Below are 25,401 nucleotides of genomic sequence, written 5' to 3'. Positions count from 1 at the left end.
AGTGCAAACCCATCGAATGCAAATGCCGAATCTTTGCCCAGTCATCCAAATTGATCACCTTCCATAGTGGCTAGGTGGCCCTGTTTTCAATCGGCAGAAACGGCATCACATTCGGTCGGCGTCAACAAGCCGCAACGAACCTCAGGCGTTTGGCATAAATGGCATCGCGCGCTTTGCGCTTCCCTCAATCTTCGAGAGCGACGTGAATAGCGTCCTGAGTTCGGTAGTTCTCGATTAGTTCGACAGCAGCACTGGCGGTTGGCGGCACGTTTTTCGGGAACGAGCTCACGGTCACGTTGAAAGTGAAGACGCTCCGCAACTGGGTGCCGGCCGGATCTACCCGAAAACGCAGTACCGGGATCTCACGGCGTCCAACACGCTTGACCTCGGCCGATATCTGGTGAACGGCCTTCCATTCAAGAGTGTCTGCTTCTTCGAGCGATGAACCACTTTGTTTGAAAATCTGAACCCCGGACGCAGACACCCTTACCACCAGCCCCCATCCGAAGCCTCCCGGCACCGTCTTTGACTGAGTGGTCATCGGAGAAGAAAGGGACGGGACCCAGGCGCCGGCAAAGACAAGTTCATCGCCTTTGTGCGTTGAGACCGAATCTAAGAGCAGCTCACGAATCCACGCCTGATTCCGCACGGTCCTCACAACGATGACGAAAGTCACCACTCCGCACACCACTAACAACCCAACGAACCACGCCAGGAGGCCGAGCGTCCGATCGGAGAAACCCAACGTTTGACCAGCCGCTAAAGCACCGACGAAGCCAAGAATGACGAGGAGATACCCAACGAATAGGGGAACAATGCTGGCGTAAATTGAGCGTCTTGCCCAAGCATTTTTACTCATCCGAAGTGATCCTCCTGAACTGCTGCGCGCACCGATTCTCCAGCCCCTCGGACTGAACATGCCCATTGTGCCGGGATACTTCCCGACTCAACCGAGGCTGTGAGATCTCGAAGCCTTCGGACTGGTCGCGACGTCTGTTGCCAACATGCCATTCGTCATTCCGGCCTATCTGCTGTTCCGCTCGAGGTCAGTTTACGAGGCATCGAGATCCTCGCCCGGGCCCAGACACCGACTTGCGTCGACTAAGTGTGATGATGGGGCATGCAAACTCACGGTCTGCGTTATGAAGTGACTGAACGACCATGGGACGAGCTCCTAGGAGAATTTCACGAGCTTGCCATCAAAAGCCCTCGGTTCACCCCGATCGCGGAGATTCTTCGCAGCGTCATCAGCAGCGGCCTTGCTAGTTCCCTGGCGGCAAGCACCTCGATGCACGACCTGGTAGTTGTTACTTCCCCGCCGCCGGCAGTGCCGTTCGACGCGATACGCGTTTCTGTCAACTCTGATGTCACCGCCGGCCACGGAGGCGATTTCGTCACGATCCGGCATCTATCGGTGACCGGGCTTGACGACGAAGTATCCCGCCCGGCGACCGAGGCGGTTGCCCTGTTCTGGCGGTTCGTGATTGAAAAATTCGGTCTGGATCAACATTCCGCACAGAGCGCCGGGCAGAAACTAAACGCCGGTCCACTGCTCATCCACGATGAGCGCTCGAGCCGAGATTCGTCCCGTTCAACGCCCGTCTTATGACCTCCGGTTGAGGCGTGTTAACTAGAGGAATGACAGACAAGCTCGGGCGAGAACCGATTCACTACGCCGCGGCCGAAAACAAGCCAGATGAAGTTCAATCAATCCTTGAAGCCGATCGGGCCCAGGCGCTGGTCGTCGACAAGAACGGATTCACGCCGCTTCATTTCGCAGCGCAATCGTCGAGCGCTGCCTGCTGCGAGCTGTTGATCGCTTCAGGTGCCGACGTCAACGCCAGGAATCGCTACGGCAACAACCCTCTGTTCATCGCCGTCAAAAGCAGCAGGGGTGACGGCTCCATCATCAGCCTTCTGCGCACAGCAGGATCAGATCCGTACGCAGAGAACGAAAATGGAAGCTCAGCGCTTTTCGCCGCGAGGAAAATCGCAAACTTCGACATCGCGCAGCACTTTTCAGATCTGCCCTAACCGACGAGCGATGGCTGTTTCCGCCCAGAACAGACCTCAGCGATTCGGAATGGGAATCGGTCGTACCGAAGCTGCTGCCCCGCTTGGGTCCATAATTTGATTACTTGGATCGTCCGGAGAAGAAGGTCAGCCCTCCACCAGGCAAGGCGACCAGCAGCTCACCGTGAGAGCCATTGAAGGTGAACGCCTCGTAAGACTCGTCGGGACCGATAGTCAGAGTTTCCCCGGAGCTGAACTCGAGCACGAGTTGCCCCGACTCTTCCAGGACAGCATTTGCCACCGAGGAGTGAAGAACTCCCAAGATTGAAGCCGCGGCTTGCAGGCTGACTTCTGGAGCGACGGTCACGGGCTGTACCCTCGCGGCACCCAGCTGGAACGCAGTTTCCAACCGCAGCTGCTGGCCACCCTCGAACAGGATCGTGACAGCGTAGTCGAACAGCACCTGCGTGACGGTCTGGCCGACGACCGGAACAATGCAGGGAAACGACGTGGGACCGCCCCAGGGGATATCGCTCATAGCGTCAGCCTAGATATAGACGGTCTCGACGTTGTTGACCAAGAACATTAACCTCTGCCGCACGCGTCGCAGGTTGTTCGAGCTCAAGCCGGCCACGTCCCGCAGAGCGTCCGTCCTACGGGACAGATAGCCCTGGTAGTCGACCGCGAAGCCGCCGGCCTACTGGCCCATGACCTTCTAGACCTGCGTACAGGCGGAGCGCCCCTAACGCCGAGTGACGCCTCAGACAAGCAAGTCAACGAACCCACAGGCCAGACCCCAACCCCTCCCTCACTACCGGTCACCGTTGGCTCGGGTTACTTTCCGGACGTTGTGGCGCGGCTGAGGTCCACACCGATATGGTCCGCCTCAACCACCCGCCCGTAACTCTTTGCACGGTCTGGTCCCCAGCTGGCGGTGTGCTCGCGTCCGACGACGATGACCGCGTCGCCCTTCCGCAGGGTCGCTGCCGTGTTCTCTCCCAGCTCGAACTTGGCCTCAACGAATTGGGTCGTCGCATCGGGGTGCGGTAGGTTCTTCCCGCCCCGGTACTCCCCCGTGTCCTGGTTTGCTGTAAATGACCACCGTCGCCTCGCCCATGGTTCTCGCTCCTTCAACCAGCAATATTTCGTGCCTGTCCGGCAGAAAGAATCGTTTGCGAACGGGAACGCCGGCAGTGTCAAGACGTGGAATACCGCACACCGCACCACGAGGGAGGATATGCCGCGAAAGACTGGCATGGAAGGCGCAGGAGCGAGCTACGATCACTGGCCAGACCGGTAACGGCCCTGCAAATTGCATCACCCAGCCCTGAGCTACGAACTTACAGACTTACGAAGTTCCGCCTCGTTGGAGCCCTGGAGCTTGTCTGCACGCTCTAATAGCAAATCGATGGCGACACGAATGAGGGTGTTTTCCGTGATCCGTTCACCCCCCTCGTTCTTAGCCCGACTCAGAGCTCTGGAATATTCGGTGAGTCTCGCGTACTGGTCGGAGCGCAGGCGCGTCTCTTTACGTTCGAGTCGCATGTACAGCGGACCGGCCGGCTGTTTGGAATCTTTGCTTCGGGCACCGGCAGCACCGTCGGAAAGTTGAGGGTCTGAGTTACTACGAGCAGACTTCCTCTTCACCGATTTGGGGCCAGCCTGCTCTATCGGCGGCTCCTCCCCCTTAACACCACTGTCGATGATCGAATCGACTTCCTCGAGCCGACCGAGCATTGCGGACAAATCAGCTCTTGCCATTAGCAAGCCCTTCTTTCGGGACTTCGTTCGACCAAATTGCCATGAGCTCCATAGCAACATGGGTGTAATCAAAAATTGCGTTGGCGTTCTGGCGGGTGTCCGCGTACTGGGTCACGACGCGGCCCTCCAAGGGAGCGTCTGCATGAGCCGCGTAAAGCCGAACGTACTGCCGGAATCGCGGCAGCTTCAAACCTTCGTCTATGAGGTGTTCCCAATCGTCTAGCTGACCGGCGCGGCGACGGTCGATCTTGCTGAGAAGGACCCGAAAGGGAAGATTGCGTGGAGCAATATGCTGCTTGATCGTCCTGACCATTGCAGGAGTGTTGAGTGGCTCAGGATTTAGGGGCAAGATCACGAAGTCCGAAGCGTCAAGGACGGCGGCCAAAACTCGCGTATCTTCCAAACTGCCGGGGGTGTCGACGAAGATGGTGTCGTACGGAAGCTCGCGAAGCCTTGCTAGATTTCCTGGATCTACGTCCGCCGCAAAATCGAACGGCAGGTTATCTCCTGCATTCTCAGCCCACCATGTCGTCGACTTCTGAGGGTCAACGTCGACTACAAGGACCCGGGAGTGCTTTGACATCACGGCGGCCAGATTCATTGTGGTCGTGGTCTTTCCGACCCCACCCTTTTGACCGACGAGGCAAACAATTCGCATGAGGCCATTCAACTCGGCACGCCTTCAGTCCGTGTGCAATAAGACGGCGTGTCGGAGTCTGTAACTCACTGAGTCACGTACTTACAGGCTTACGGAGTTACGGAGTTACGGACTCCCGGACTCCCGGAGTTACGGACTCCCGGAGTTACGGAGTTACGGACTCCCGGAGTTACGGAGTTACGGAGTTACGGGTACCTAGTGACAGCACACGAGCCTGCCGACCTGCGGATTCAGGATCCGAGGGTCACTACTGACAGAGTCCCGAGTTGCTGCACCGGAACAGATAGAAGTACTGGCGAGCTATTTGTTCAACCCCAAATAACGACGTATCGGATTCGAAAGGCCATGCGGGGGAGACGCACAATAGGGCTCAGACCGTCCCTTCGGAGTAACAAGGCTCGACAGGATCACAAACTGCAGTCGTAGCAGACAGCTAGCCCCCTGTGACCAACAATCTAAACGCATCCTCAACTCTGTAACTTACTAAGTTTGTAAGTTGCCAAGTAATGACTTCAAACCATGCCTAGGACAGAGAACAGTCAACTCCCTGCAAAGTGAGCGCCAGTGAAAACACGTCCAGATGCCTCATGGCTGTAGTCACTCAGTCCCCAAGCGAAACAACAATCAACCGTCGCACTCTCAATCCAAGGCCCGCTCGGACAGCCCGTAACGATCCGCAGAACAACTCGCCTCACGAAAGCACCTCTAATCCCCGACTCACGCGGCGCTTGAGTACCAAAGCGATCCTGGTTCCAACATTCCGTTGCTTGCCCAATAGCGCGCCTCCCTGTGATCGCCTCGCCCGTCCGCGGCTCGTGGGTAGCGGGGCCATTGCCGTTCGCCTGTAAGGTCGTCGAGGAACTGAAGGGTGCGGCTCGACACGTGAGGTCTTCTGGTTCGGCGCCTCGGCGCGGAGTTCATCTGGTTAACTTCGGCCAACCACCATGCCCACACTTCGCGTTCATTCCGGTAGCGTTCCGCCCGATCGCGGAGAAGGCCCGAAACACCGATCAGTCGAGCTGCGTGGTCTCTGAGGTCTCTCTTTGACCTTGCCCAACCGTCAGGGTGTCGAATGATCAGCTTGTAGTGGCGTAGCCGGCTCAACACGGCGATCGTGTGTCTAGTCGAGACGCCCAGTAACCGTGCAGCGGCGTCGACAGTCAACACGGGGGAGTGGCGCAGCAGTGCGTAAACCTTCCCCGCAAGGTGGCCAAGGCCTGCGCGCGTAAACAAATCGTGTCGTTGGTCGGTAAGCAGCTGCTCGAGAGTGGCTACCTGATCCGTTCTGCTATTGAAGAGCTCGGTAGGGGGGCGGGGGTTATGTAGTGGTTGTGACCGGACAATTCCTGAAGGTGTGGAAAACTCCGGGGCTAGGCGCCATTCGGCGGCGTTGCCGCCATCGCTGGTACTGATCCGGGCCAGCAGGTCCTGTCCTGCAAGCGCTGTGAGGGCGGTCGCTGCGGTTGTCCGGCCAAGTCCTGTCATCAGGGCGAGGTCACGGATGGAGGCGGCGACCACGCGTTTCCCGGTCTGCAAGGACAGGTACGCAACAGCAGCGAGGATCGAGCGCTGCGACTGCGCAGACTCCGACGTGCCCCACCGGCCGGGGGCGACCTGAAAAGAGCTCAGAACGGCGTCCACGGCCCGGACGATGCCATCCAGCTCCGTGAGGTCGGCAGGGGTTCGGCCGGCCTGGGGGAGCGGGCGCTGGATCGCAGCGTACTGCTGCGCCTTCTCCCACTGCCGACCCAACCGCTCCGCAGCCTCCGCCACACTTCGAGTACGGCGGCCGCCGCGGCCGGTGTTCTTACTCCGGTAATGCTCCATCCCTGGCGCGGTCTTCGCAGCGTGCTGCACATCGGCGTACTGCCAACCTGCGTGCGCGGCCGCGAGGAGGCACATGAACCCCGTCCACGACGGATTGCTGCCGCCTCCGATCGTGGCCATATGCGCAGTCCCGGAGGCGCTCAGCGGCCGGTGAGCGCTATGCCGGGCATCAACCGGGCCAGAGGGCACCGACTCGACCGACCGAACCGCAGGCTTCCGTACGTCCAACACCCGCGCAAGATCCGCCACCATATCCGCAGTGGTGGACGGGGCAAGTAGAACGTCGATCCGGCCGCGGAGCACGCTCGAGACGGAACCGTCCCGGTGCGGGGAGAGGGGAGGACGCGCGGCACCGGTCCGGGCGTTGTGCAGCATCCCATGGTCCAAGGTCCGATAGTTCGCCCGCGCGGCACGGCCGAGGACCGCTGCCTCGTCAGCGGAGACGCCGGCGGCGAGGGCGACCCAGATGTGCCGGCCGCCCGTTCCGGAGGACTGGCACACCACATGCTCGATCGACAACTCACCCAGCACGCCAGAAAGCGCGTCGCACTCATCGTGCGCAAGTTCCATCATCTCCGGATCAACACCGTGCTTGTCCTTGCCATCGAAGTCAAAACACAACAACCAAAAAAGCCCCGCATCGTCAGCGAGATTCACACACCACGGCGTCGACGGCGCGACCGGCCCCACCAGATGCGTGCTCGGGTAACTGTTCTCATCCAGACGCCCGTACGCATCACGCTTCATCACACGCACCGTGCCTCGCGGACTCAACTGCCGCGTCAGATCCCAAGCGAGCAGCATCGGGTCCGCGTTTTCAGCCGTCGCTGGGGTCGACGACACGCCGACACGGCGCTCGGGTGTTGGGCACGCGGCCTGGGGTAATCTTTTGGGCATAGAGAAGCCTCCCGTAAGGGCAGGTGGATTGAATTAGTTCGAACCCCCCGCCTGCAAGCAAGACGGTTCGAACTACATGACTTGGGAATAGCCCGCCGGTGGTACGGCGGGCTATTTTCGTTAATCGGTCGCCGTGAGGAACTCCCATCGGGGATAGGTGCGCGAGGGAACGAGAGCAGATTTGCTCGTCGTGAGTTTGTGGGTTGACGCGGAGGCGTAGCGGCGTTGCTCAGCCTGATGATCTGGCACCTGCGCGGGGTCATATGACACGCCCGCAGAAAAGCTGGTGTACTTTTCAGTCGATGTTGCTATAGTGACGGACATAAAGAAGCCTCCCTTTTGGGCTGGTGATCTGGATTAGCTCTAACCTGTTGGCCGGCAAGCGAAGAGGGTTTGAGCTACGAAACTTTGAGTGGCCCGTCGTTAGCGCGACGGGCCCTTCGTTTTTAAGCGACCTGGTCGATGGGCAGCTCCTCCAGTTGCGGACGGATCTCAAAGATGGGAAGACGTCCGCTTTCGGCGAGATCTCTTTTGAGAAGACTTTCGAGGTAGAACGCAAGCGAGACGCCGCTGGCAGCGGCAGCGGCGGAGACTTCGTCCCGGATGTCAGGCGAAACGCGGGCTTGCAATAGCACTGTTGGAACGTTGTCTGGACGACGAACTCTGCCTCGGTTTGCGCTCATACCCGCAATGCTCGCGTTAATGTATGCATACACGGCGGAGGGCTGACGGCGTGTCTCATTCGCAATGCGCCCGGGCGTCTCGCAACCCGAATGAGGACGGGGTAAAAGCGGCTCCGCTAGAACGTAGATTTTGTTCGCATAGGCGCCCGATCTCGTGATTGCAGAGCAATGACCTTGCGTGAACTGGGGAGATTTACCACGAGCAGAACGCCTGCTCGCGCAACTAGATGACGGCATCGATCTGAACATCGTCTAACCATATACGAAATGACCCGGGCAATATGGGATTGCCTAGTCTCTCGCGAGGGCGCGATGAGTGGTTAGTCTCGTAAGTATGGGGTTCATCAAGTTGTCGTTCGCCCCGGTCGTGTTGGCGGTATTGGCTTGGGTTGGACTACGCGTCTCTGCGGGAATGGTGGTCCTGCCTTGGAAGCCGAAGACAGTGGAATGCCTGAGTCGTAGCGGAGATTTCGCTACATTCGAGCAAACACCTGCCACAAGTGCTCCGGGCCTATATGCATGCTGGACAGACGATCGAAGAAACCACGCGGTGATTGGTGAGGTGGTCCGCCTGGATCCCCGTGCCCGCACGGTCACGCGCCGAATTCTTTCTGAGAGCGGCGGCCGGTTGAAGTCGGGGGCTGCTGAGTGGATCGGAATGGTCTGGATCGAGCCAATCGATCTTGATTTGCCGTGGTCGTCTGTCGTTATTGATTCGCCGGCTGGGGGCTGTCCGGCTTGGTTGTTCCCGGGTACGACCCAGAGTGATCACTGGGTCATTCATGTTCACGGGTTGCGGGTGGTGCGGGATTCGCCGCTTCGCGGCGTTGTCGCTTCTTCGGTTGCGGGGGTGACCTCTCTCGTTGTTTCGTATCGGGGTGACGGTGTTGGACCCGTGGTGCCGAAGAGTGCGAGCATGCTGGGTCAGACGGAGTGGCCTGATGTGGATGCTGCAGTCTTGTTTGCGCTCGAGCACGGGGCGAAGCGCATTACGCTGATGGGCTGGTCGAACGGCGGCGGTATCGCATTACGAGTTGCCGAGCAGTCCTTGAACAGAGGCCGAATCTCGGATCTCGTATTGGTTGGCCCTGTGTCGAATTGGGCTGAGGTCATCGCTTTCGGCGCCAAGGCGGCGCATCTCCCGCGGTGGGTGTCCTCCGTGGTCGTGGCGGCGTTGGGATGGCGCCCTTTCGCCAGGTCTGTGGGCTTGCCTTCCGCCATTGATTTCGATGCACTGGACTGGACATCCCGCCCAAGGCTCTCGATCCCAACGCTGATCATCCACTCGTCAGATGACGACGAGGTGCCCATCAGCCTCAGCCGGCAGATCCGAAAGATGCATCCAGACCTGGTGACTTTGGCTGAATTCACCGGCGCTCTTCACACAATGGAGTGGAACGCAGACCGCCCACGGTTTGAAAAGCTAGTTACGGAGCGGTTGGTGTCAGATCTACGGCACTGAGGTCTAGGAAGCGGGACTCGAGTCGAGCGACGGCACGCTCCTGCCGACTACTGAGCGGGATCTGGGTATGAATCTCGTGGTTGCGGATCTGGATTGACAGGGCGTAGGCGAGTTCATCTGGTTTTTTGCTCCGGAACGCCCGGAGGGCAGACAGGATCGAGCGCTTGAGGAGGAACGCGACCTGCGCAGATCTGAGCTTCCACAGGACGCGATCGACGACGCCTCTTTCGCGGATCAACGCTGTGGTCCAGGCGACCGCGACGATCGACACCCCTATGTAGAACAACGGGTAGAAGGCATCTGCGAGCAGCTGCGCTCCACCCCAGTAGGGGAAGAAGTGTGCTGTTGAAACATAGGCGATCTCGACGACGCAGGCTACGGGGATGGGGATGAGCCCGACGAGGAAGACCTTCTGGATATTGTCAGCAGGGCGACGAAGAAGGTGGATGAGATCGAAGACGATCAACGCCACTGCGGCCATGTAAACGATGTTGTAAGCCACGTTGCCGAGTTGGTCGACGTGGTCGGCCATGAATGTATTCGACGTCGGTCCGCGGTCGTGAATGAAGGCAAACGGCACAGCCATCGCCGTCACCGTGAGAAGCAGTGTCCACCGTGAGTGCAGCTTCGGCTTTAGATAGAAAACGCTGACTGCGTCTCGGAAGAACCAGAACGCGGAAACGGTCAAGAAGCTTTGGACGAGGTTGATGAGGTTGCTACCGCCGAGCGCCTCGTCGACGAGGGGAAGTGGAAGTACGGCGCCGATAGAGATGATGGCGAGGCAGCCGAAAAAGGTGGCTAGCCACGCGGGGCGAGCTGAGGGTCGCTTGAGCGAGGAGAGGCGTGCGAGAAGCAGGACGAGGAGGATCGCGAAAGCGACGACCGCGAACTGTTTCAAGCGAAGACCTCGCCCATGCGGGTGAGGGGTCGTTCGCGGATACGAGCCGCGAGGGCGTAGGCGAAGTTCTCGACCATCTCTTCGGACGCTTCGAAGTCGCGCGCAGCCGGCGTGAGTCTGGTGCGGTCGATTTCGTGGAGGTCGAAGTTCCGAGAGGCGTTGGTGTCGGTTGGGGTGAGTTTTCGTGCGTGTGCGGAGATGACGCCTTCGATCGGGATCGAGAGGGCGTTCATTTCCTCTTTGGAGATGTGCCGGCAGGCCGTTCGGAGGAGGGCGTGGCCGATCTCGTGGTAGATGCAGTGCAGTTGGTATACGCGGGAGCGGTGGGGTGCGTAGAAGAGCGAGATGTGGCGCTCATGAATGGCCATGGCTGCCGTGAGCGGTGTGCCAACCCATTTGTGCATCGGTGCCTCGAGGCGAAGCGGTATTCCGATTGCTGATTCGACTTTCTGCAAGATGGTTTCGAGGTCGTCGCCGGGTGCGGCACCAACCTGGTCGAGCACTTCTTCAACATGCGCATCCATGTTTTTCCTCTCACCTCTCCGCAACCGTGCGAGAGGGACTGCAAATGGGTCGAGCGTCAGAATTCCGGCGTCTCGCGCGGCTAGTCCATCGGGTCGAGGGTTTTGCGCGATTCGCTGGGATCGGCGCTTTCTTCAATAGCTCGCACGAGTGATTCCGCAAGCTCAGGGTCGAGCTGTCCAAGCGCCCGTGTTGCGACTTTAGCCACGTTCGCGCGGCGCAGCCGAATCACATGGTCAATGCGCCTTTGCAGTTCGTCGCCGGGCGGAGATGACAGGTCTAGGAGGAATTCTGAATCGACTCCGAAGAATTTGGTGATCGCTTCCAACAACGCCGGTTCCTTCACCGCGAAGCCTGAACCATTTTTGATGTAGGACCATCGCTGCCGGCTGATGGAGACGCCTGCTTCTTCGAGAGCTGCCTGGACTACCGGGAACTTCAGGGATGACTCTGTCTCGAACTCGTAGACGACGACGAGGGCGTTGACACGCTTCGCGAGCTCTTTCCGGTACTCGAAGCTATCCATCCGACTACGGTACCGATTTCCGGGCCTCCGAGGGTGTCGTACTACCCAGGGATGCAGCCAGCCAGAGACAACTATTCCGTGGTTATCACTCGCGTGTAGCGCCAACTTGCGCTGTTTTGCGCGCATCCCACCACCAACTCAACGACCTGCGCCCACAAAGAGATGCGCGTGGACATCCCCAAATTGCCACCTATAATCAGACCAGATGTTTAGGGCAATTTGCAATTGCCTAGGTCACTATCAATTAGACCTGCTCATACCTTGGTTTTTGACAATCTGGCCTCGAGCAGTCCGCCATACATAAAAGGGACCGACAAATTGCTTCTGAATCAGGTTGGTCGGTCGGTTGCTGTAGGTGTTCTGGCCTCGCTACTGATCGGATGTTCTCCCCAAGCGGGGGAGCTGACGCCGAACACCCCCGCCAGTGCGCCGGAGGCGCAGCAACCTTCACAGCCGGCACCCGCATCCGTCTCGCCTTCAGCAGTCATCCCGCACGACGAAGAGCAGCCGTCAGCGTCGCCTGAGATCAGTGCGGAAGCAACAACGATCGCGACCACCGTCGTGACGGCGTTCTGTCGGCCGGCGCTTGATCGCCAGACGTGGATCAACGACCTGTACCCGTTCCTGAGCCAGACGGCCGCGGTCGCGTACGGAACCGTGAACCCGGCGCGGGTGCCCTGCACGACAGTGACCGGGGGAGCGCGGGTCCGTGACGGAGACGGAGCTTTCACAATTCGGGTGATCGTCCCCACCGACGGCGGCGACTACTCCGTTTTTGTCCACCGCCCAGAAGTCACCGACCCGTGGCTGGTCGAGCAAATCATTCCGTCAGCTGGTAACTAATCGTGGCCAGTAAGGGCGGTATCGGGATACTCGCGGTCGTCCTCGTGCCAGTTCTGGTGGTCGCGCTGTCGATGTGGGTGCTGTTCTTCGGTGGCTCTGCGTCTGCCTGCACGGTCGGCTCTGGCGCGCAGATTGACGTCGACGGGATCGGGGCCGACGCTGCGGTTGGTGCGTACAAGCGTGACCAGCTCGTGAATGCTGCACTGATCGCGAACGCGGCTGTCACCCTGGGCCTGCCCGCGGCCGCGCAAACCCTTGGTGTCCAGACGGCGATAGGGGAGTCGACCCTCCGGAACATCACCTACGGCGACGGGGCGATCAACCCTGACGGGTCGGTCGCTGACTCGATCGGCCTGTTCCAGCAGCAGAGCTTTTGGGGGACCGACGCGCAGCGCATGGACCCGACCACTTCGGCCGGTCTGTTCTTTGCCCGCCTCCCTGGCGTTGCCGGGTGGGAAACGATGGACCCGTCTCTGGCGATCAATGCTGTGCAGGGCAACGCGGACCCGAACTACTACACACAGTTCCGCGCCGACGCCGTAGCGATCATGACCTTCCTCACCGGTGCTGGCGCGGGCGGTGCTGCTGGGGGAGGGGGCTGTGCTGTTTCCGGTGACGCGAAGGCCCTTGCCGTGAACCTGGTTGCGGCGATGGGTACCGGGAAACTTGTTCTCGCGGAAGACCGGTACGCCGCAGAGATCCGTGGGGTTGCTGACGGGTCCGCCTCGAGCATCTGTGGGATCGACGTGCGCATCCTGCAGGTCATCACCATCGCACTGAATATTTTCGATCAGGTCGGCGTCTCGGACCTTAACCGGCAATGCACCGGCTCAATTGAAGGCGCGGGTACCGAGTCCGCGCACTGGATCAACGGCGGCGGGCACGCCGTGGATTTCTACTCCCTGAACGGCCACGGGCTGACCGGATGCGACACGGACTCTATGAAGCTGCTCTCGATCCTTGACCCGCTTGTGCCTGCGGGGTCTCGTGCAGGGCAGGCGCAGTGCCGGACGGCGACGTACAGCCACATCATCCAGTTCCAGGACACCCTCACCCACCTGCACTTCGACGTCGGCTTCACCGACGGCCCCGTCACCAACCCATGACCCGCAGGCCCCATTGGCCTCCACATTCTTCACCCCGCGACCGCGGTGGTGGATACCCAAAAACAGAAACGGAACTACTCATGTCCCTCTTGGTAGCTGCCAACGACATCATCACCACCGCGGGCGTCTTTGCACAGGTCCACGGCGCCGTACCCGACCCGGGAGCCGGCACCATGCCTCCGGGGTTTGAGGCGTTCACCACGATCATGGGTTGGGCCAAGTGGCTCGGCCTTGGCGTCGCGGTCGTGGGACTCATCATCCTCGGCGTCACCATGACCGTCTCCGCGCGCCGTGGTGAAGGCGGAGAGATCGGTGGCTGGCTCGGCCGACTCCTGGTGGGCGTCATCATCATCTCCGCCGCGTTCACCATCGTCGGCTTCCTCATGGGCGCCTAACCGCCCCCATCCCGGTACAAGAAAGGCACGTCATGAGCGACGCAGAACCGCGTAACCCGTTCACCCGCAAAGGATTCATCTTCGGCGCGATCACGGTCGGTGCCCTCGCGGGCGCGGCTGTTCTGCTCGCTTTCACCTCCCAAGGTGGAGGCGGCGACCAAAGCAACCCGGTCGCCGCCTCCACACCGGTCGTCACCGCCACCGCGACCATCGACCCGGCCGCGGCAAGCGTATGCGGGCTGGCCGGCTACGAGACGGCGCCGACCCTCACTTCCGCACCGGCAACGAAGTGGAGCATCATTGGGACGGTTGCTGCACCGGACGCACCAGACGCCGGTCCGGGCGTGACTGGCGCTGACGGTGTGCGGTCCTGCTACTCGCACACCTCGGAAGGTGCGCTGTTCGCTATTGCAAACTGGTGGGCGCTCGGCACCGACGCCCGAATCGCTAAGGCCGCGATCGAGCAGCTCGCAGAACCCGGCCCCGGCCGCGACGCAACTCTCGCGAAAACGTCGACGTCCGCGAATAGGGGACTGAGCGCGCAGATCGCTGGCTTCAAAATCCTTTCCTACGACGGGTCGGCAGTCACCGTCGATCTTGCGTGGCGGACAAACACCGGTCAGCTGGTCTCAGTCCCTGCGGCCGCCGTGTGGCTGGACGGCGACTGGAAAATCTCATCTGCCGACGACGGCACTTCACCTTTCCCGCCTTCGGCGCTGCAGAGCCTCGGCGGATACACACCGTGGGCGGGCATCTAACATGGCATGCGATTTCGGCGACATCCTCTGCGGAGTCGGAGAAGGAGTCGGAGATGTCATCTCCAAAGCCTCCAACGACGCCCTGCAGCAGTTCGTGAACAACATCTTCGAAGGGTTCGGGAAGGCTCTCGCATCCCTTGGCACCCTGTGGGTGCGGGTCCCGTCCCCGGTGACGGTCGTTGACGGCGGTGGCAGCTCTGACGGCGGAGGGGTCCCTGCCGGGTCGGCGGCATTTGAACAGATCCTCGGCTACGTCACGTGGGTTGGTGCGGGTATCGCGGTTGTGTCACTGATCGCGGCAGGCGTGATGATGGCAAGCCGTCGCCGGCACGGTGACGGCGAAGCCCACCTCGGCCGGCTCGGGATCATCCTGACAGCCGTCGTGCTGCTCTCCTCCGCATCCGCCCTGGTCGCCGGGTTCTTGCCCCAAGCCATGCGAGGCAGCAACGCGTCCTCGATCGTCGGGTGGGTGCAACAACACCTTGAGTGGTACACCGCAGGTCTTGCGATTCTGTCGATCCTGATCGCGGCCGCCCGGATGGCGTGGACACAACGCGCCACCCCACTCAAAGAGCTCATGGGCGGGATCTTCACCCTGATTGCCGTCGCCGGTGCTGGGCTGGTCGTAATCCGGCTCGCGACGGTCGCGGGGGATCAGTTCTCCGTCTCGATCCTGAACAGCGCAACGAACTGCGATGTGACGAACGGGGAATCGAACTGCTTCGGCACCAACGTCGCCACCATGATCGGCCTCACAACCCTGTCACCCATCGGCCTCATCGGGCTGTTCCTGATGGGACTGCTCGCGGTGCTGATGACGTACATCCAGATCGCGTTGATGGTGTTCCGCGGTGCGATGCTCGTCCTCCTCGCCGGGATCTTCCCGATCGCGGCGTCGTTCACGAACACCGAGATCGGCCGGCAATGGTTCAAAAAGGTTTTGGCGTGGACGATCGCATTCATCCTCTACAAACCAGCCGCCGCGATCGTGTACGCAACCGCGTTCCGGATGACAGGGACGGACCTGTTCAAATCCGACGGGACGGGTCTGTTCCAGATCGTCACCGGGCTCGCTCTCATGCTCATCGCCCTCATCGCCCTACCGGCGCTGATGCGGTTCATGGTCCCCGCCGTCTCCTCCGTCGGCAGTGGCGGGGGAGGGGGAGCGGGCTTCGTGCTCGGTGCCGCAGCGGTCGGTGGTGCCGGTGAGCTGGCCACCGGTGCTATCCGTGCCAGCAACAGCGGCGGAAGCAGCAGTAGTGGGGGTGGGCATGGGGATGGCCCGTCGGGTAGCGGCGCATCAGCTGCCGGCGCGAAGGGTGGCCTATCGCCGGCCGCCGGGTCGGGTGGCGGTACGGCTGGTGGCGGTTCGGTCGCCAGTGGTGCTGCAAGTAGCGGCGCCGCCGCTGGTGGCGGAGCTGCGGCAGGGGGAGCGGCTGCAGGTGGTGCTGCGGCGGCGGCTGGGCCGGTCGGTATCGGCGTCGCAGCCGCTGGGAAAGTCGCGGACGGCGCGAAAGCGGCAGCTGGTGCTGTGAAAGCGGCGACAGCTGATGCAACAGGCAGCAACGAGAACGGGAACTAACCCATGACCACAACAACAACAACGATCCCGCCCAGTACGGCGCCGCGCACCTACGGAAACTGGCGGAAACCTCAAACCGCGGGGTTGGGCGGGCTGGGCCAGTTGGCCACGATCGTCATGTTCGTCGGCATCGTCGCCTCGATCGTCGCGTCAATGTTCGCAGGGCTTGGCCCGGCTCTCATCGTCGCAGGGATCTTCGGCGCGGTGCTGCTCACCGTTTCAGTGAAAGACAAACACGGGCAATCAGCCCTGGGAAGGACGGTCGTCCGAGTGAACTGGCTACGCACCAAATCCAAAGGAGCAAACCTCTACCGCTCTGGCCCCGTAGGCCGGGCGAAGTGGGGCACGTTTCAACTCCCCGGGCTTGCCGCGGCGTCGCAGCTCACCGAGTGGGACGACTCCCACGGCCGCCGATTCGCCCTGATCAGTACCCCTGCGACCCGGCACTTCACGATCGTTCTCGCAACCGAACCGGATGGTGCCGCTTTGGTGGATCAGGACCAGGTCAACAACCAGGTCGCTGAATACGGCATCTGGCTCTCGAACCTCGGCGACGAACCCGGCATCGAAGCGGCCTCTGTCACGATCGAGACCGCACCCGACACCGGAACCCGGCTTCGCGGGGAAGTAGAAGGGTCCATGGACCCTGACGCACCCGAGTTTGCCCGGGCCATGCTCACGGAAGTTATGCAGTCCTACCCGATCGGATCCGCAACAATCCGCGCGTACATCGCGCTCACGTTCTCGGCGACGTCTCGGATCGGTGGGAAAAAGCGAAGCGCCCCAGAAGTAGCGGCGGACCTCGCCGCACGCATCCCCGGACTCACGTCCAGTCTCGCGTCCACCGGCGCCGGCGCTGCGCGGCCGCTCGGCGCTCAGGAGCTCTGCGAAGTCATCCGGGTCGCATACGACCCGGCCGCGGCCTTACTGATTGATCAGGCCAAAGCAGCGGGAGACCAAGCCGACCTGTCCTGGACCGACGTCGGGCCCGCCGCGGCGGAAGCACACTGGGATTCCTATCGGCATGACGGGGCGGTGTCGACGTCGTGGACGATGACCAGCCCGCCTCGAGGCGTTGTGCAGTCCGGCATCCTCGCCCGCCTGTTGGCCCCACACCGGGACATCGCGAGAAAAAGGGTCACGCTGCTGTACCGACCGATCGACCCGGCCCGCGCTGCAGCGTTGGTAGAGGCGGATCTGAACGCTGCGCAGTTCAACAGCACCGCCTCAACCAAGCCCACCGCACGCTCGACCTTGTCCACCCGCTCCGCGCAGGCGACCGCATCGGAGGAGGCATCAGGGGCAGGGCTGATGAACTTCGGTCTCATCGTCACCGCAACCACCACAGGCCGGGCGCACGAAGCGGACGCACGCGCCGCGATCGACTCGCTGACCGCGGCCGCACGGCTTCGGATGCGGCCAGCGTTCGGGTCGCAGGACTCCGCGTTCGCGGCCGCACTCCCGCTGGGCCTGATCCTGCCGCGGCATTTGCGGATCCCAAACGAAGTCAGGGAAGCGCTATGACCGGCGCCCCTTACCTTCCGGCACCGGCGCTCACAAGCCCGGTGCCGGAAGGCGTTAAACCACATCCTCACTGCACAACCACTTACGGGAGGCTCACTATGAACAACACATCCAAACTCAGTGCCCGCCACGGCCACGACCACCAGACGACAGTAAAAGACTTCCCTGACGGCGCTGTACCAGCCGCGCACGGCGATCTGCCGCGTGAGGAGACAACCGGTGCAAGGGCTGTAGCAAAAGAGGAGACGGCGACCGATCAAGCTGCTCGAGCGGCCCGTTCGCCGCTGGTGCGGGAGAAGGTCACGAAGCGGGCACGGAGAGCCCGCCCGATTCCGCACGAGGGTGGCAAGAAGAAGACCGCCCGGGAATCCGCGCCAAAGCGACCATTGCGGCCGACGGCCACGGGATGGCTGGGCCGCGGCGGCGGGCAGGCCGTGAGCATCCAACCGGCAGATGAATTCCGGGCAACGACCGTGCAGGTCTGCGGCCTGTACCCGTTCTCCGTCGGCACCGGCACACCGATGATCGGGGTCCCTCTAGGCAAGAACCTAGCCACCGGGGCGTCGGTCTGCTGCGACCCGATCTCGTGGTTCCAGCGAGCGAACCTCATCTCCAACCCGTCCATGTTCGTCCTCGGCAAACCGGGCCTTGGGAAGTCGTCACTGACAAGGCGGATGGCGGCAGGCCTTGCCGGGTACGGCACCCTCCCGCTGGTGCTCGGGGATCTGAAACCGGACTATGTGGACCTTATCCGGGCGCTCGGTGGGCAGGTCATCACCCTCGGCCGGGGACGTGGGTATCTGAACATCCTCGACCCGGGAGAGGCGCACCACGCCGCCGCGCGGCTCACCGCTGAGAGCGCCACCTCGAGGCGGCTGGCTGACGCGGCCGTGCAAGATGCGGTGGGGGAAACGAGGCCGGAAGAGATTGCCCGGTTACTCGATGACGGCACCGCCCACACCCTGCGGGCTGTGAAGTTGGAGCGGCTAGCGAACCAGGTTCTTGCTGACGCGCACGGCCGCCGGCACACGATGATCGCGGCCTTGTTGACGATCCTTCGGTCGGAGCCGCCGTCAGACCGGGAGGAAACGATCATCGACCGGGCGCTGAAACATCTTGATGAATCGCATGACGGTATCCCGGTGCTCGCTGACCTGCTCCGGGTCATCCAGGAGGCACCGAACGAGATTCGGCAAGTCGCGTTGGACCGCGGCGACCTGACCCGGTACAAAGCCATCACCGAGAACCTTGAGGCATCCCTCATCGGCCTCACCACCGGCGGCCGGCTCGGCGAAGTGTTCTCCCAGCAGACCACCACCCCGATGCGCCGCGACCGGCCCGTGGTCTATGACGTGTCCTCGATCGATGACTCCGAAGGCGACCTGCAAGCTGCGATCTTGCTCGCCTGCTGGTCCGCGGGATTCGGGACGGTGAACGTCGCGGCCGCGCTGGCGGACGCCGAGCTGGAACCACGCCGGCACTACTTCGTGATCTTGGACGAGCTTTGGCGTGCCCTCCGCGCGGGCCGGGGAATGGTCGACCGCGTCGACGCACTCACTCGACTGAACCGTGCCCGTGGGGTTGGGCTGGCGATGATCTCGCACACCATGTCCGACCTCCTCTCGCTCGCATCCACCGAAGACCAGATGAAAGCGAAAGGGTTCGTCGAACGCTCCGGAATGGTCGTCTGCGGCGGCCTGCCGGGCGCTGAAATGCCACTCCTGACCTCTGCGGTGCCGTTGTCTATGTCTGAGCAGTCGATGCTCACCTCATGGCAGGACCCGCCCGCGTGGGACCCGGTATCCGGCCACGAGGCCGAACCTCCCGGCCGTGGCCGATTCCTGATCAAAGTCGGTGGGCGGCCCGGTATCCCGATACGGGTCGAGCTGACCATGGCGGAGATGGAAGTAAACGATACCAACAAGCTCTGGCACACCGCCTCCCGAGCGGGGCGCGCGGCCGACCCGGTGAATGTGGAGATCCTGCCATGACGGCCGCCACGGTGAGGGTGCAGCACGAATGCACCTTCGCGTCAGTCATTGAAGCTGAGGAACTCGACGCTCCGGCCGCATTCCGGGGCGTCCTGATGGGTGTGGCGATGAGTGTCCCGTTCTGGGCGGCCCTCATCACCGTCTGGACATTGCGATGAAAAAGGCCGCTGACCGGAGCCGGTGTGGACGTGGGCCGTGTGCTGTGAGCGCGGTTCTGGTTGTTGCGCACGTGGAGAGAACGAGTAAAGGGACAAGAGTATGAGCTCGATGAATAACCGCCGTAAAGAGCCGGGTAAGGCGGGGAACGGGCTAGGTGTCGCGTTCGTGGCCGGCGCCGTCCTGATCGTCGCGTTGACGATCTACATATCGGTCAGGGTGGGGTCTCAGGTCGATGGGGTGAATGCGGGAATGAGCACGGACCCGTCGGACTTCTTCGCTGTCGTCGTTGACGTCTTCAAGGGCGCGTTGGTGTGGTCCGCAACAGCGACGCTCATCCTGGCCGGTATTAGCGCCGTCCTAGTTCTTTTCGTGACGCTGGTTCTGGTGTCCAAGAACGCGGGGAAGAAGCATCGGACTCAGGTTGATTGGGCGGGCCGGCACATGGCCACCCCTAACGAGTTGTCGCAGATGCGGGGCAAGGAAGCGAAACAGAAAGCGGAACGTCTCGGAGTGCAGGACTCGTTCGGTATCCCTGTCGGTAAGCTCCTGAACGACGGGCGGGCGCTGTTCTGTTCGTTCGAAGACATGATGCTGCTGCTTGCTGGCCCTCGGGTTGGTAAGTCGACGTCGTTCGTGATCCCAGCGATCATCGCCGCTCCCGGCGCAGTCGTCACGACCTCAAACAAGCGTGACGTCCTGGACGCGACCCGGGGTCTTCGCAGGGAGGCTGGGGACGTGTGGGTGTTCGATCCGCAGCAGGTTGCGGTGGAGCCGGCGAGGTGGTGGTGGAACCCGCTGTCGTACGTCACGGACGATACCAAGGCGGCGAAACTGGCGCAGCACTTCGCGTCTGGTTCCAGCGAGCCAGGCGCCCGCACCGACGGGCACTTCGAGCCCTCTGGTCGGGAACTGCTCGCCGGGTTCCTTCTCGCGGCCGCGATCGACGGCCGGCCGATCACGGACGTGTACGAGTGGACGACGAAGCCGGGTGATGAGACAGCGGGCGATATTCTCGCGGCAAGTGAGTACACGCTGATGGCGAAGAGTGTGCAGGGCGCTACCCGGTTGGAGCACCGGGAACGAGGCTCGGTGTATTCCACCGCCCGCCGGATGGCGTCGTGCCTGAAAGACACCAGCACCCGCCCCTGGGTTAACCGGCAAGGCCATAGCGACGTCCGAGCAGAGTTTGACCCGGCCGTGTTCGTCCGGTCTACCGGGACGCTGTACAGCCTGTCCAAGGAAGGCGCCGGCAGTGCCGGGCCGCTCGTTCTCGCGCTGACGGCCGCGACGATCGAGGCCGCCGAAGAACTCGCCGCCACCTCCCGTGGCGGCAGGATGCAAACCCCGATGGTCGCGGTGCTGGATGAGGCGGCGAACGTGTGCCGGTGGCGAGACCTACCCGACCTGTACTCCCACTACGGCTCCCGCGGCATCCCGATCATGAGTGTCTTCCAGTCCTGGTCCCAAGGTGTGGGGGTGTTCGGGAAGGAGGGCATGCTGAAACTCTGGTCCGCGGCGAACGTGAAACTGTACGCCGGCGGTATCGCTGAACCAGAGTTTCTGGGGATGGTGTCTGACCTGATCGGCTCTTACGACCGCGAGACCACCTCCGCGAGCATGAACAAAGGCGTCCGCTCCACCACTACAGCCCTGAAACGGGAGAAGATCCTCGACATAGCGGAGCTGTCCACCCTGCCCACCCCGCGGAAGGGTCGAAGAACGGGTCGGGCAATCATGATGTCCTCTGGTGCCCGAGCGGCGATGCTCCGCACCGTGCCCTGGTTCGACGGCCCCAAACCGCTCGTTGAGAAGATCAACGCCTCCATCACCCAACACCAAGCGGGGGGTCCCGCGCCCGCCCAGCCTGTAGCAGCGACTACCGCCGCGTTGGATACGTCCGAACTGGTCACAACCTCGGTCGAGGGAGAGCACTCATGACCGGTGAAGCTTTCGACCCGTTCGGCGGCAACAACCCCGCAACGGCACCCACCCTGCCACCGGTCGCCACCTCGCGGCCGACGCCGCAGCCGTCCACGTATTTCGGGTCACCGGATGAGTTCGTCCGTAAGCAGCTCATCGGCACCTACCGCCGCCGGGTCATCGCCCAAGGCTCAGGGGGCGGGCAACGATGGAAAGCGGCGTGGTGGGAGAGCAGGGAGGCGCAGCAGCGGATGGAGGCGTTGTGGCGGGCGTGGGAGGCGGCCCGTAACGACGAGAAAGCGGGCGCAAGTACCTGGTGGATCAGCCACTGCGACCCGCACATGAGCGTCCTACTCTCACCAGACGGGCCGTTTGCGGACTCTACGGACGAGAACAGGCTCGGGGACCCACTGCCTTACACCAGCCCTCCTGAGGGCATGTTCGAGGAAGACTTGCAACCACCGCTTTACACGCAACAATCCACCAGCACCGCAATAGACACAGCCACTGTTTGACCGCAGAACCAAAGAAAAGGACGGAAGCACCAATCGGTGCTTCCGTCCTTTTCTGTTGGGGTGGGTTAGCGGCTCAGCTCTCCGCGATCTGCGCCGTGTCCTGTTTTAAGGCTGCGGTGCGTTTGCGGAACGGTACTGAGCTGAGGTTTTGAGGTGACGGTGGAACTGGGGGGTGTTACGTGGGCGCTGTTGGCTGGAGAGCGAGATTGTGCGGCTGCACTAACGACGGTCAAGGCGCTATTGGGCTTAATTCAGAACGAACCGTTGTGCTGGTGCGCCGTTGCAGGGCCAGAGGCGTAATTGTGTTCCGTCGTCTGTGCGGCCGTCGGGCGAGTCGAGGCAGAAGTTCGACGCCGGGTTGAGGAGTGACCCGTTAACTTGCGGCACCCAGTGTTGCCCGCCGACCCCGTTGCAGTCGTGCAACTGGATTCCCGCGCCCTGGGCTGTGGAATTGTCGATCACGTCGAGGCACCGTCCGACGGACCGCACGCTCTGGTCGCCGGATACGTAGGTCCACTGCTGGTCTCGTGATTCGGCGCGCCCGCCCGGAGCTCCGGTGACGAAGTTCTGGCACGTCGACAGTTGCACGCGCTGGTTGTTCGTGTCGACGTCGTCGCCTGCGACATCGACGCACTTGGATGCGGCGCCGGAGACCGGGTACAGGATTGGGGTGGTGACGGCGAATTTCTGGGCGGCAGCACCGTTGCAGGTCCAGATGCGAAGACCGGTGCCATTTGCTGTTGCGCCGTTTGGCGAGTCTAGGCAGAGGCCTGATGCGGGGTTCTTGATAGACCCGTCGGCCTGCGGAATCCATTGCTGTCCGCCAGTTCCGTTGCAGTCGTAGAGTTCGATGCCTGTGCCGAGGGTTGTGACATTGCCGTTCACTTCGAGGCAGCGCCCGAGCGTGTTGAGGGTTCCGTCGTTGTAGGCGCTGCCGATCCAATGCTGGTCTGCGGCGAGGGCCCTGCAGTCGTAGAGCTGCACTTTGCCGAGGTTCCCGCCGAGGTCATCACCGTACACGTCGACGCACTTTCCGCCGGGGCCGACGATAATCCGGCCGGGGCCACCGCCGGTGCTTTCGCCCTGGTAGTTCTGGGCGACAATGTTCGCCTGCACAGCGTTTTCGGTCGAGTCGGAGGCGTACCCCGATGTCATGACGCCTTCGAAGAAGGACTGGGTGCCCCGGTTTGAGTTGTCTCCGCCGGCTCCAAGGCCGATGGAACCCTCGAGCTTCATGGGTTTCCAGCTGCTGCCGAACCGGTCGACCCCGTCAGGCAGAGAACCGTTGTACCAGGTCGAGAGGTTCCCGGTCTGCGAGTTCCCTCCCTTGAGAGCGAAGGTGTCGACGCCGTTGTTCTTCAGCATCGCAGTGACAAACTTGGAGGCGTTGCCCTGGTTCGGGGTCCACACCGCGGTCTTTCCCTGAAACACGCCTTCCTCGAGGTCCGCCTGGACCCAGGGACCACGGCCGGTGGCGCCTTTCGCCCCGAGGGTAGAGAGGTTCAGGGTGTCCATATGTCCGGCCCCGGTGTCGACGGTGTTGGTCTCGACGTTCCCGAAGTCCGAACAGCAGGCACTGTTGACATTCGTACCGCTGGCGACCTCGTACATCGATTCCGGGTTTGCGCCGCGCGCGGTGCCGGTGGTCACCGTGCTCGAGCGCCGGTACGCGACACCCGGTGGCAGATAGAGCCCGTAAGCCTTCGCCCCAGCAACCGTGATGGGCAATGCGTTTGCGTCCGCAGGTGCATTGGCGGCGCCCTGCTCGCCGGCGGGAGCGGGTGTGAGGTGGTTCCGGTTGGGGGACTGGTCATAGAGCGTGGAGATCGTGCAAGTTGTCCCGGCACAGAAACTGTCTTGCGCCGAAGCGTTGGCGACCCCACCGACGGCGACCACCCCGATGTCTCTGGATGAGCCATCTGATGCGCGCCGGATCTGGTAGAGCGGGCCGTTGTAGCTGGCGTACAGGGCGCGGGCAGGGCTGAACGCCGCAACGCAGGGGGTTCCTCCGGCGGAGTAGATGTCGCAGGGTCCGTTGCTGGCCGCTGAAGCAGTTTCTGGTGTTGCGAGCAGGGAGACGATCAGGGTTATGGCTAGGGTCGTGGCTCCGAGAGCGGCGGCAATCAGTCGCCGTCTCGGTGTTTTCCTAATGGGGCGCACGTGCGATCCATCCTTTCGAGGCGTCATTGCCTATTGGGCATCAAACGGGCGTTTCCGTTGTGCTTTAACGTTGTAGCACAGGTGGGAGGGAGTTGTCGAGACGCTGGCGAGGTACATCTGACGGTGGGTTACAGGTGAACGGTTAGAGGGGTCCACAGCCGCAGGACTGCCGCAGTACCAGGTGCACGTCGATGGTGTGCCGATGCCAGCCGGTGTCGTTGCCGGCCATGATCTCGAAGAGCCTTTCGCTGGCGATACTGGCGAGGCGTTGGGCGGGAACGTGCACGGTGGTGATGCTGGGGGTGGTCACTCGGGCGAGCCCGAAGTCGTCAAATCCGACTACGGAGAGATGAGTGGGAACGTTGAGGCCCTGCGATTTAAGTTCGGTGATCGCACCGTGGGCCATGTCGTCGTTGGCTGCGACTATTCCGTCGTAGTCGCCGATCCGTCTGCCGAGCGCGCTGATTGCGGTGGTTCCGGATGACTCGCTCAGGTCGCCCTCGACAATGGCGCCTTCCTCGTCCAGTCCATGAGCGCGGAGGGCATCAAGAAAGCCATCGCGTCGGTCCACGCCGGTCTGGTGGTCGAGTGTTCCGGAGATGTGCAGGAGTCTCGTGCGCCCGTGGGTGGTAATGAGGTGTTCGGTGATCGAGCGGGACGCGGCCCGGTCGTCGATGCCGACGGTGATCGCGGTGGGGAGGTGGGGGAAGTTGCCGATCATGACGACGGGGAGGCCGCTGTCGATGAGGCGTTCGACGGTCGGGTCGTCAATCGCGGCGCTGGTGAGGATGGCGCCGTCTGCGCTGTGGGAGCGCATAACCCGTTCGTACGCGGCGAGGCCGTGGTCGTTGTCGGGGTTCGTGGAGATGAGTAGTTGCACGTCGTGCTGGTTCGCGACGGATGAGGCGCCTTCAAGCACGAGCATGAAGTAGCTGTGCCCGAAGACGTGCGTGGCAGTGGTGGGCACGATGAGCGCGATGGTGCCCGCGTGCTGGTTTCGCAGAGCCCGTGCGGCCGAGCTGGGAACGTAGCCGAGCTCCTTGGCGGCATCCCTGACGACGCGGCGGGTGTCCTCCCCGATGCGGGTGTTACCGGCGAGAGCCTGCGAGACGGCGGAGGGGGTAACACCGACCCTGTCGGCGATGTCGCGGAGGGTGACGCGTGTCGATTTCGCCCGTACCGCCATGTCTGACTCCCTCAA

The 25,401-nt window shown here is 62.2% G+C and carries 24 protein-coding genes; 13 read left to right on the top strand and 11 right to left on the bottom strand.

Translation table 11 applies throughout. The annotated features are described in order from the left end of the window. Nucleotides 1–184: 184 nt before the first annotated feature. A complete protein-coding gene (locus B7R21_RS18455; protein ID WP_116284723.1) occupies nt 185–859 on the bottom strand; it encodes a hypothetical protein in 675 nt (224 codons plus the stop codon). Between the two features lie 261 nt (nt 860–1,120). Between B7R21_RS18455 and B7R21_RS19840 the strand changes: the two genes are divergently transcribed. After that, a complete protein-coding gene (locus tag B7R21_RS19840; protein ID WP_147305967.1) occupies nt 1,121–1,609 on the top strand; it encodes a hypothetical protein in 489 nt (162 codons plus the stop codon). A gap of 29 nt (nt 1,610–1,638) precedes the next feature. Then, on the top strand, nt 1,639–2,034 hold the full coding sequence (locus B7R21_RS18450; protein ID WP_116284722.1) for an ankyrin repeat domain-containing protein: 396 nt from the start codon (nt 1,639–1,641) through the stop codon (nt 2,032–2,034). 100 nt (nt 2,035–2,134) lie between these two features. On the opposite strand, the gene B7R21_RS18445 is transcribed toward B7R21_RS18450, so the two are convergent. From B7R21_RS18445 to B7R21_RS19835, 5 genes are all read right to left on the bottom strand, one after another. After that, a complete protein-coding gene (locus B7R21_RS18445) occupies nt 2,135–2,551 on the bottom strand; it encodes a DUF6188 family protein (RefSeq protein ID WP_116284721.1) in 417 nt (138 codons plus the stop codon). Between the two features lie 794 nt (nt 2,552–3,345). Then, the gene (locus tag B7R21_RS18435; protein ID WP_216364309.1) at nt 3,346–3,774 is read right to left on the bottom strand and encodes a hypothetical protein; all 429 of its coding nucleotides are present in this window, start codon (nt 3,772–3,774) and stop codon (nt 3,346–3,348) included. After that, entirely contained in the window at nt 3,761–4,432 is a 672-nt protein-coding gene (locus B7R21_RS18430) for a ParA family protein (RefSeq protein ID WP_116284719.1), read from the bottom strand. The genes B7R21_RS18435 and B7R21_RS18430 overlap by 14 nt, the downstream gene beginning before the upstream one ends. A gap of 717 nt (nt 4,433–5,149) precedes the next feature. Continuing rightward, nucleotides 5,150–7,006 carry a hypothetical protein gene (locus B7R21_RS18425; protein WP_172592270.1) on the bottom strand — a complete coding sequence of 619 codons (1,857 nt, stop codon included), beginning with the start codon at nt 7,004–7,006 and terminating at the stop codon, nt 5,150–5,152. Between the two features lie 596 nt (nt 7,007–7,602). Continuing rightward, the gene (locus B7R21_RS19835) at nt 7,603–7,839 is read right to left on the bottom strand and encodes a hypothetical protein (protein WP_147305966.1); all 237 of its coding nucleotides are present in this window, start codon (nt 7,837–7,839) and stop codon (nt 7,603–7,605) included. 334 nt (nt 7,840–8,173) lie between these two features. Between B7R21_RS19835 and B7R21_RS18415 the strand changes: the two genes are divergently transcribed. Continuing rightward, the gene (locus B7R21_RS18415; protein WP_116284716.1) at nt 8,174–9,301 is read left to right on the top strand and encodes an alpha/beta hydrolase family protein; all 1,128 of its coding nucleotides are present in this window, start codon (nt 8,174–8,176) and stop codon (nt 9,299–9,301) included. Here the strand turns inward: B7R21_RS18415 and B7R21_RS18410 are convergent. The 3 genes from B7R21_RS18410 to B7R21_RS18400 all read right to left on the bottom strand — a co-directional run bounded on the left by B7R21_RS18410 (nt 9,267) and on the right by B7R21_RS18400 (nt 11,247). Then, nucleotides 9,267–10,199: a hypothetical protein gene (locus B7R21_RS18410; RefSeq protein ID WP_116284715.1), complete on the bottom strand. Its 933-nt coding sequence runs from the start codon at nt 10,197–10,199 to the stop codon at nt 9,267–9,269. The genes B7R21_RS18415 and B7R21_RS18410 overlap by 35 nt on opposite strands. Then, nucleotides 10,196–10,723: a hypothetical protein gene (locus tag B7R21_RS18405; RefSeq protein ID WP_116284714.1), complete on the bottom strand. Its 528-nt coding sequence runs from the start codon at nt 10,721–10,723 to the stop codon at nt 10,196–10,198. The genes B7R21_RS18410 and B7R21_RS18405 overlap by 4 nt, the downstream gene beginning before the upstream one ends. 80 nt (nt 10,724–10,803) lie before the next feature. Beyond that, nucleotides 10,804–11,247, bottom strand: a complete 444-nt coding sequence (locus tag B7R21_RS18400; protein ID WP_116284713.1) for a hypothetical protein — start codon at nt 11,245–11,247, stop codon at nt 10,804–10,806. Nucleotides 11,248–11,508: 261 nt separating this feature from the next. Here B7R21_RS18400 and B7R21_RS19830 point away from each other — a divergent pair, with 261 nt between their 5' ends. The 10 genes from B7R21_RS19830 (at nt 11,509) to B7R21_RS18350 (ending at nt 22,040) form a co-directional block, all read left to right on the top strand. After that, a complete protein-coding gene (locus B7R21_RS19830; RefSeq protein WP_147305965.1) occupies nt 11,509–12,090 on the top strand; it encodes a hypothetical protein in 582 nt (193 codons plus the stop codon). 2 nt (nt 12,091–12,092) lie between these two features. Then, nucleotides 12,093–13,196, top strand: a complete 1,104-nt coding sequence (locus B7R21_RS18390; RefSeq protein WP_116284711.1) for a hypothetical protein — start codon at nt 12,093–12,095, stop codon at nt 13,194–13,196. An 80-nt stretch (nt 13,197–13,276) separates the two neighbouring features. After that, complete coding sequence (locus tag B7R21_RS18385) at nt 13,277–13,591, top strand: hypothetical protein (protein WP_216364308.1); 315 nt, start codon at nt 13,277–13,279, stop codon at nt 13,589–13,591. 32 nt (nt 13,592–13,623) lie between these two features. Continuing rightward, nucleotides 13,624–14,349, top strand: coding sequence for a hypothetical protein (locus B7R21_RS18380; protein WP_116284710.1), 726 nt, complete (start codon nt 13,624–13,626; stop codon nt 14,347–14,349). Between the two features lies 1 nt (nt 14,350). Then, nucleotides 14,351–15,931 (top strand): hypothetical protein, encoded by a 1,581-nt coding sequence (locus B7R21_RS18375; RefSeq protein WP_116284709.1) that lies wholly within the window; start codon nt 14,351–14,353, stop codon nt 15,929–15,931. 3 nt (nt 15,932–15,934) lie between these two features. Beyond that, nucleotides 15,935–17,455 carry an SCO6880 family protein gene (locus B7R21_RS18370; RefSeq protein WP_172592269.1) on the top strand — a complete coding sequence of 507 codons (1,521 nt, stop codon included), beginning with the start codon at nt 15,935–15,937 and terminating at the stop codon, nt 17,453–17,455. A gap of 98 nt (nt 17,456–17,553) precedes the next feature. Continuing rightward, nucleotides 17,554–19,446: an ATP/GTP-binding protein gene (locus tag B7R21_RS20800; protein WP_253259907.1), complete on the top strand. Its 1,893-nt coding sequence runs from the start codon at nt 17,554–17,556 to the stop codon at nt 19,444–19,446. Further along, nucleotides 19,443–19,604 (top strand): hypothetical protein, encoded by a 162-nt coding sequence (locus tag B7R21_RS20300; RefSeq protein ID WP_172592268.1) that lies wholly within the window; start codon nt 19,443–19,445, stop codon nt 19,602–19,604. The genes B7R21_RS20800 and B7R21_RS20300 overlap by 4 nt, the downstream gene beginning before the upstream one ends. A gap of 100 nt (nt 19,605–19,704) precedes the next feature. Continuing rightward, on the top strand, nt 19,705–21,543 hold the full coding sequence (locus B7R21_RS18355; protein WP_116284708.1) for a type IV secretory system conjugative DNA transfer family protein: 1,839 nt from the start codon (nt 19,705–19,707) through the stop codon (nt 21,541–21,543). Then, nucleotides 21,540–22,040 (top strand): DUF4913 domain-containing protein, encoded by a 501-nt coding sequence (locus tag B7R21_RS18350; RefSeq protein ID WP_116284707.1) that lies wholly within the window; start codon nt 21,540–21,542, stop codon nt 22,038–22,040. Before B7R21_RS18355 ends, B7R21_RS18350 begins: the two co-directional genes overlap by 4 nt. Before the next feature lie 246 nt (nt 22,041–22,286). On the opposite strand, the gene B7R21_RS18345 is transcribed toward B7R21_RS18350, so the two are convergent. Together B7R21_RS18345 and B7R21_RS18340 are read right to left on the bottom strand one after the other, a co-directional pair. Continuing rightward, nucleotides 22,287–24,200 carry an arabinofuranosidase catalytic domain-containing protein gene (locus B7R21_RS18345; protein ID WP_216364307.1) on the bottom strand — a complete coding sequence of 638 codons (1,914 nt, stop codon included), beginning with the start codon at nt 24,198–24,200 and terminating at the stop codon, nt 22,287–22,289. Nucleotides 24,201–24,342: 142 nt separating this feature from the next. Further along, on the bottom strand, nt 24,343–25,386 hold the full coding sequence (locus B7R21_RS18340; protein ID WP_116284705.1) for a LacI family DNA-binding transcriptional regulator: 1,044 nt from the start codon (nt 25,384–25,386) through the stop codon (nt 24,343–24,345). Nucleotides 25,387–25,401 lie beyond the last annotated feature (15 nt).

The organism is Subtercola boreus (assembly GCF_003399625.1).
GTDB classification, from domain to species: domain Bacteria; phylum Actinomycetota; class Actinomycetes; order Actinomycetales; family Microbacteriaceae; genus Subtercola; species Subtercola boreus_C.
This window is presented reverse-complemented; position numbering and strand designations above follow the sequence as displayed.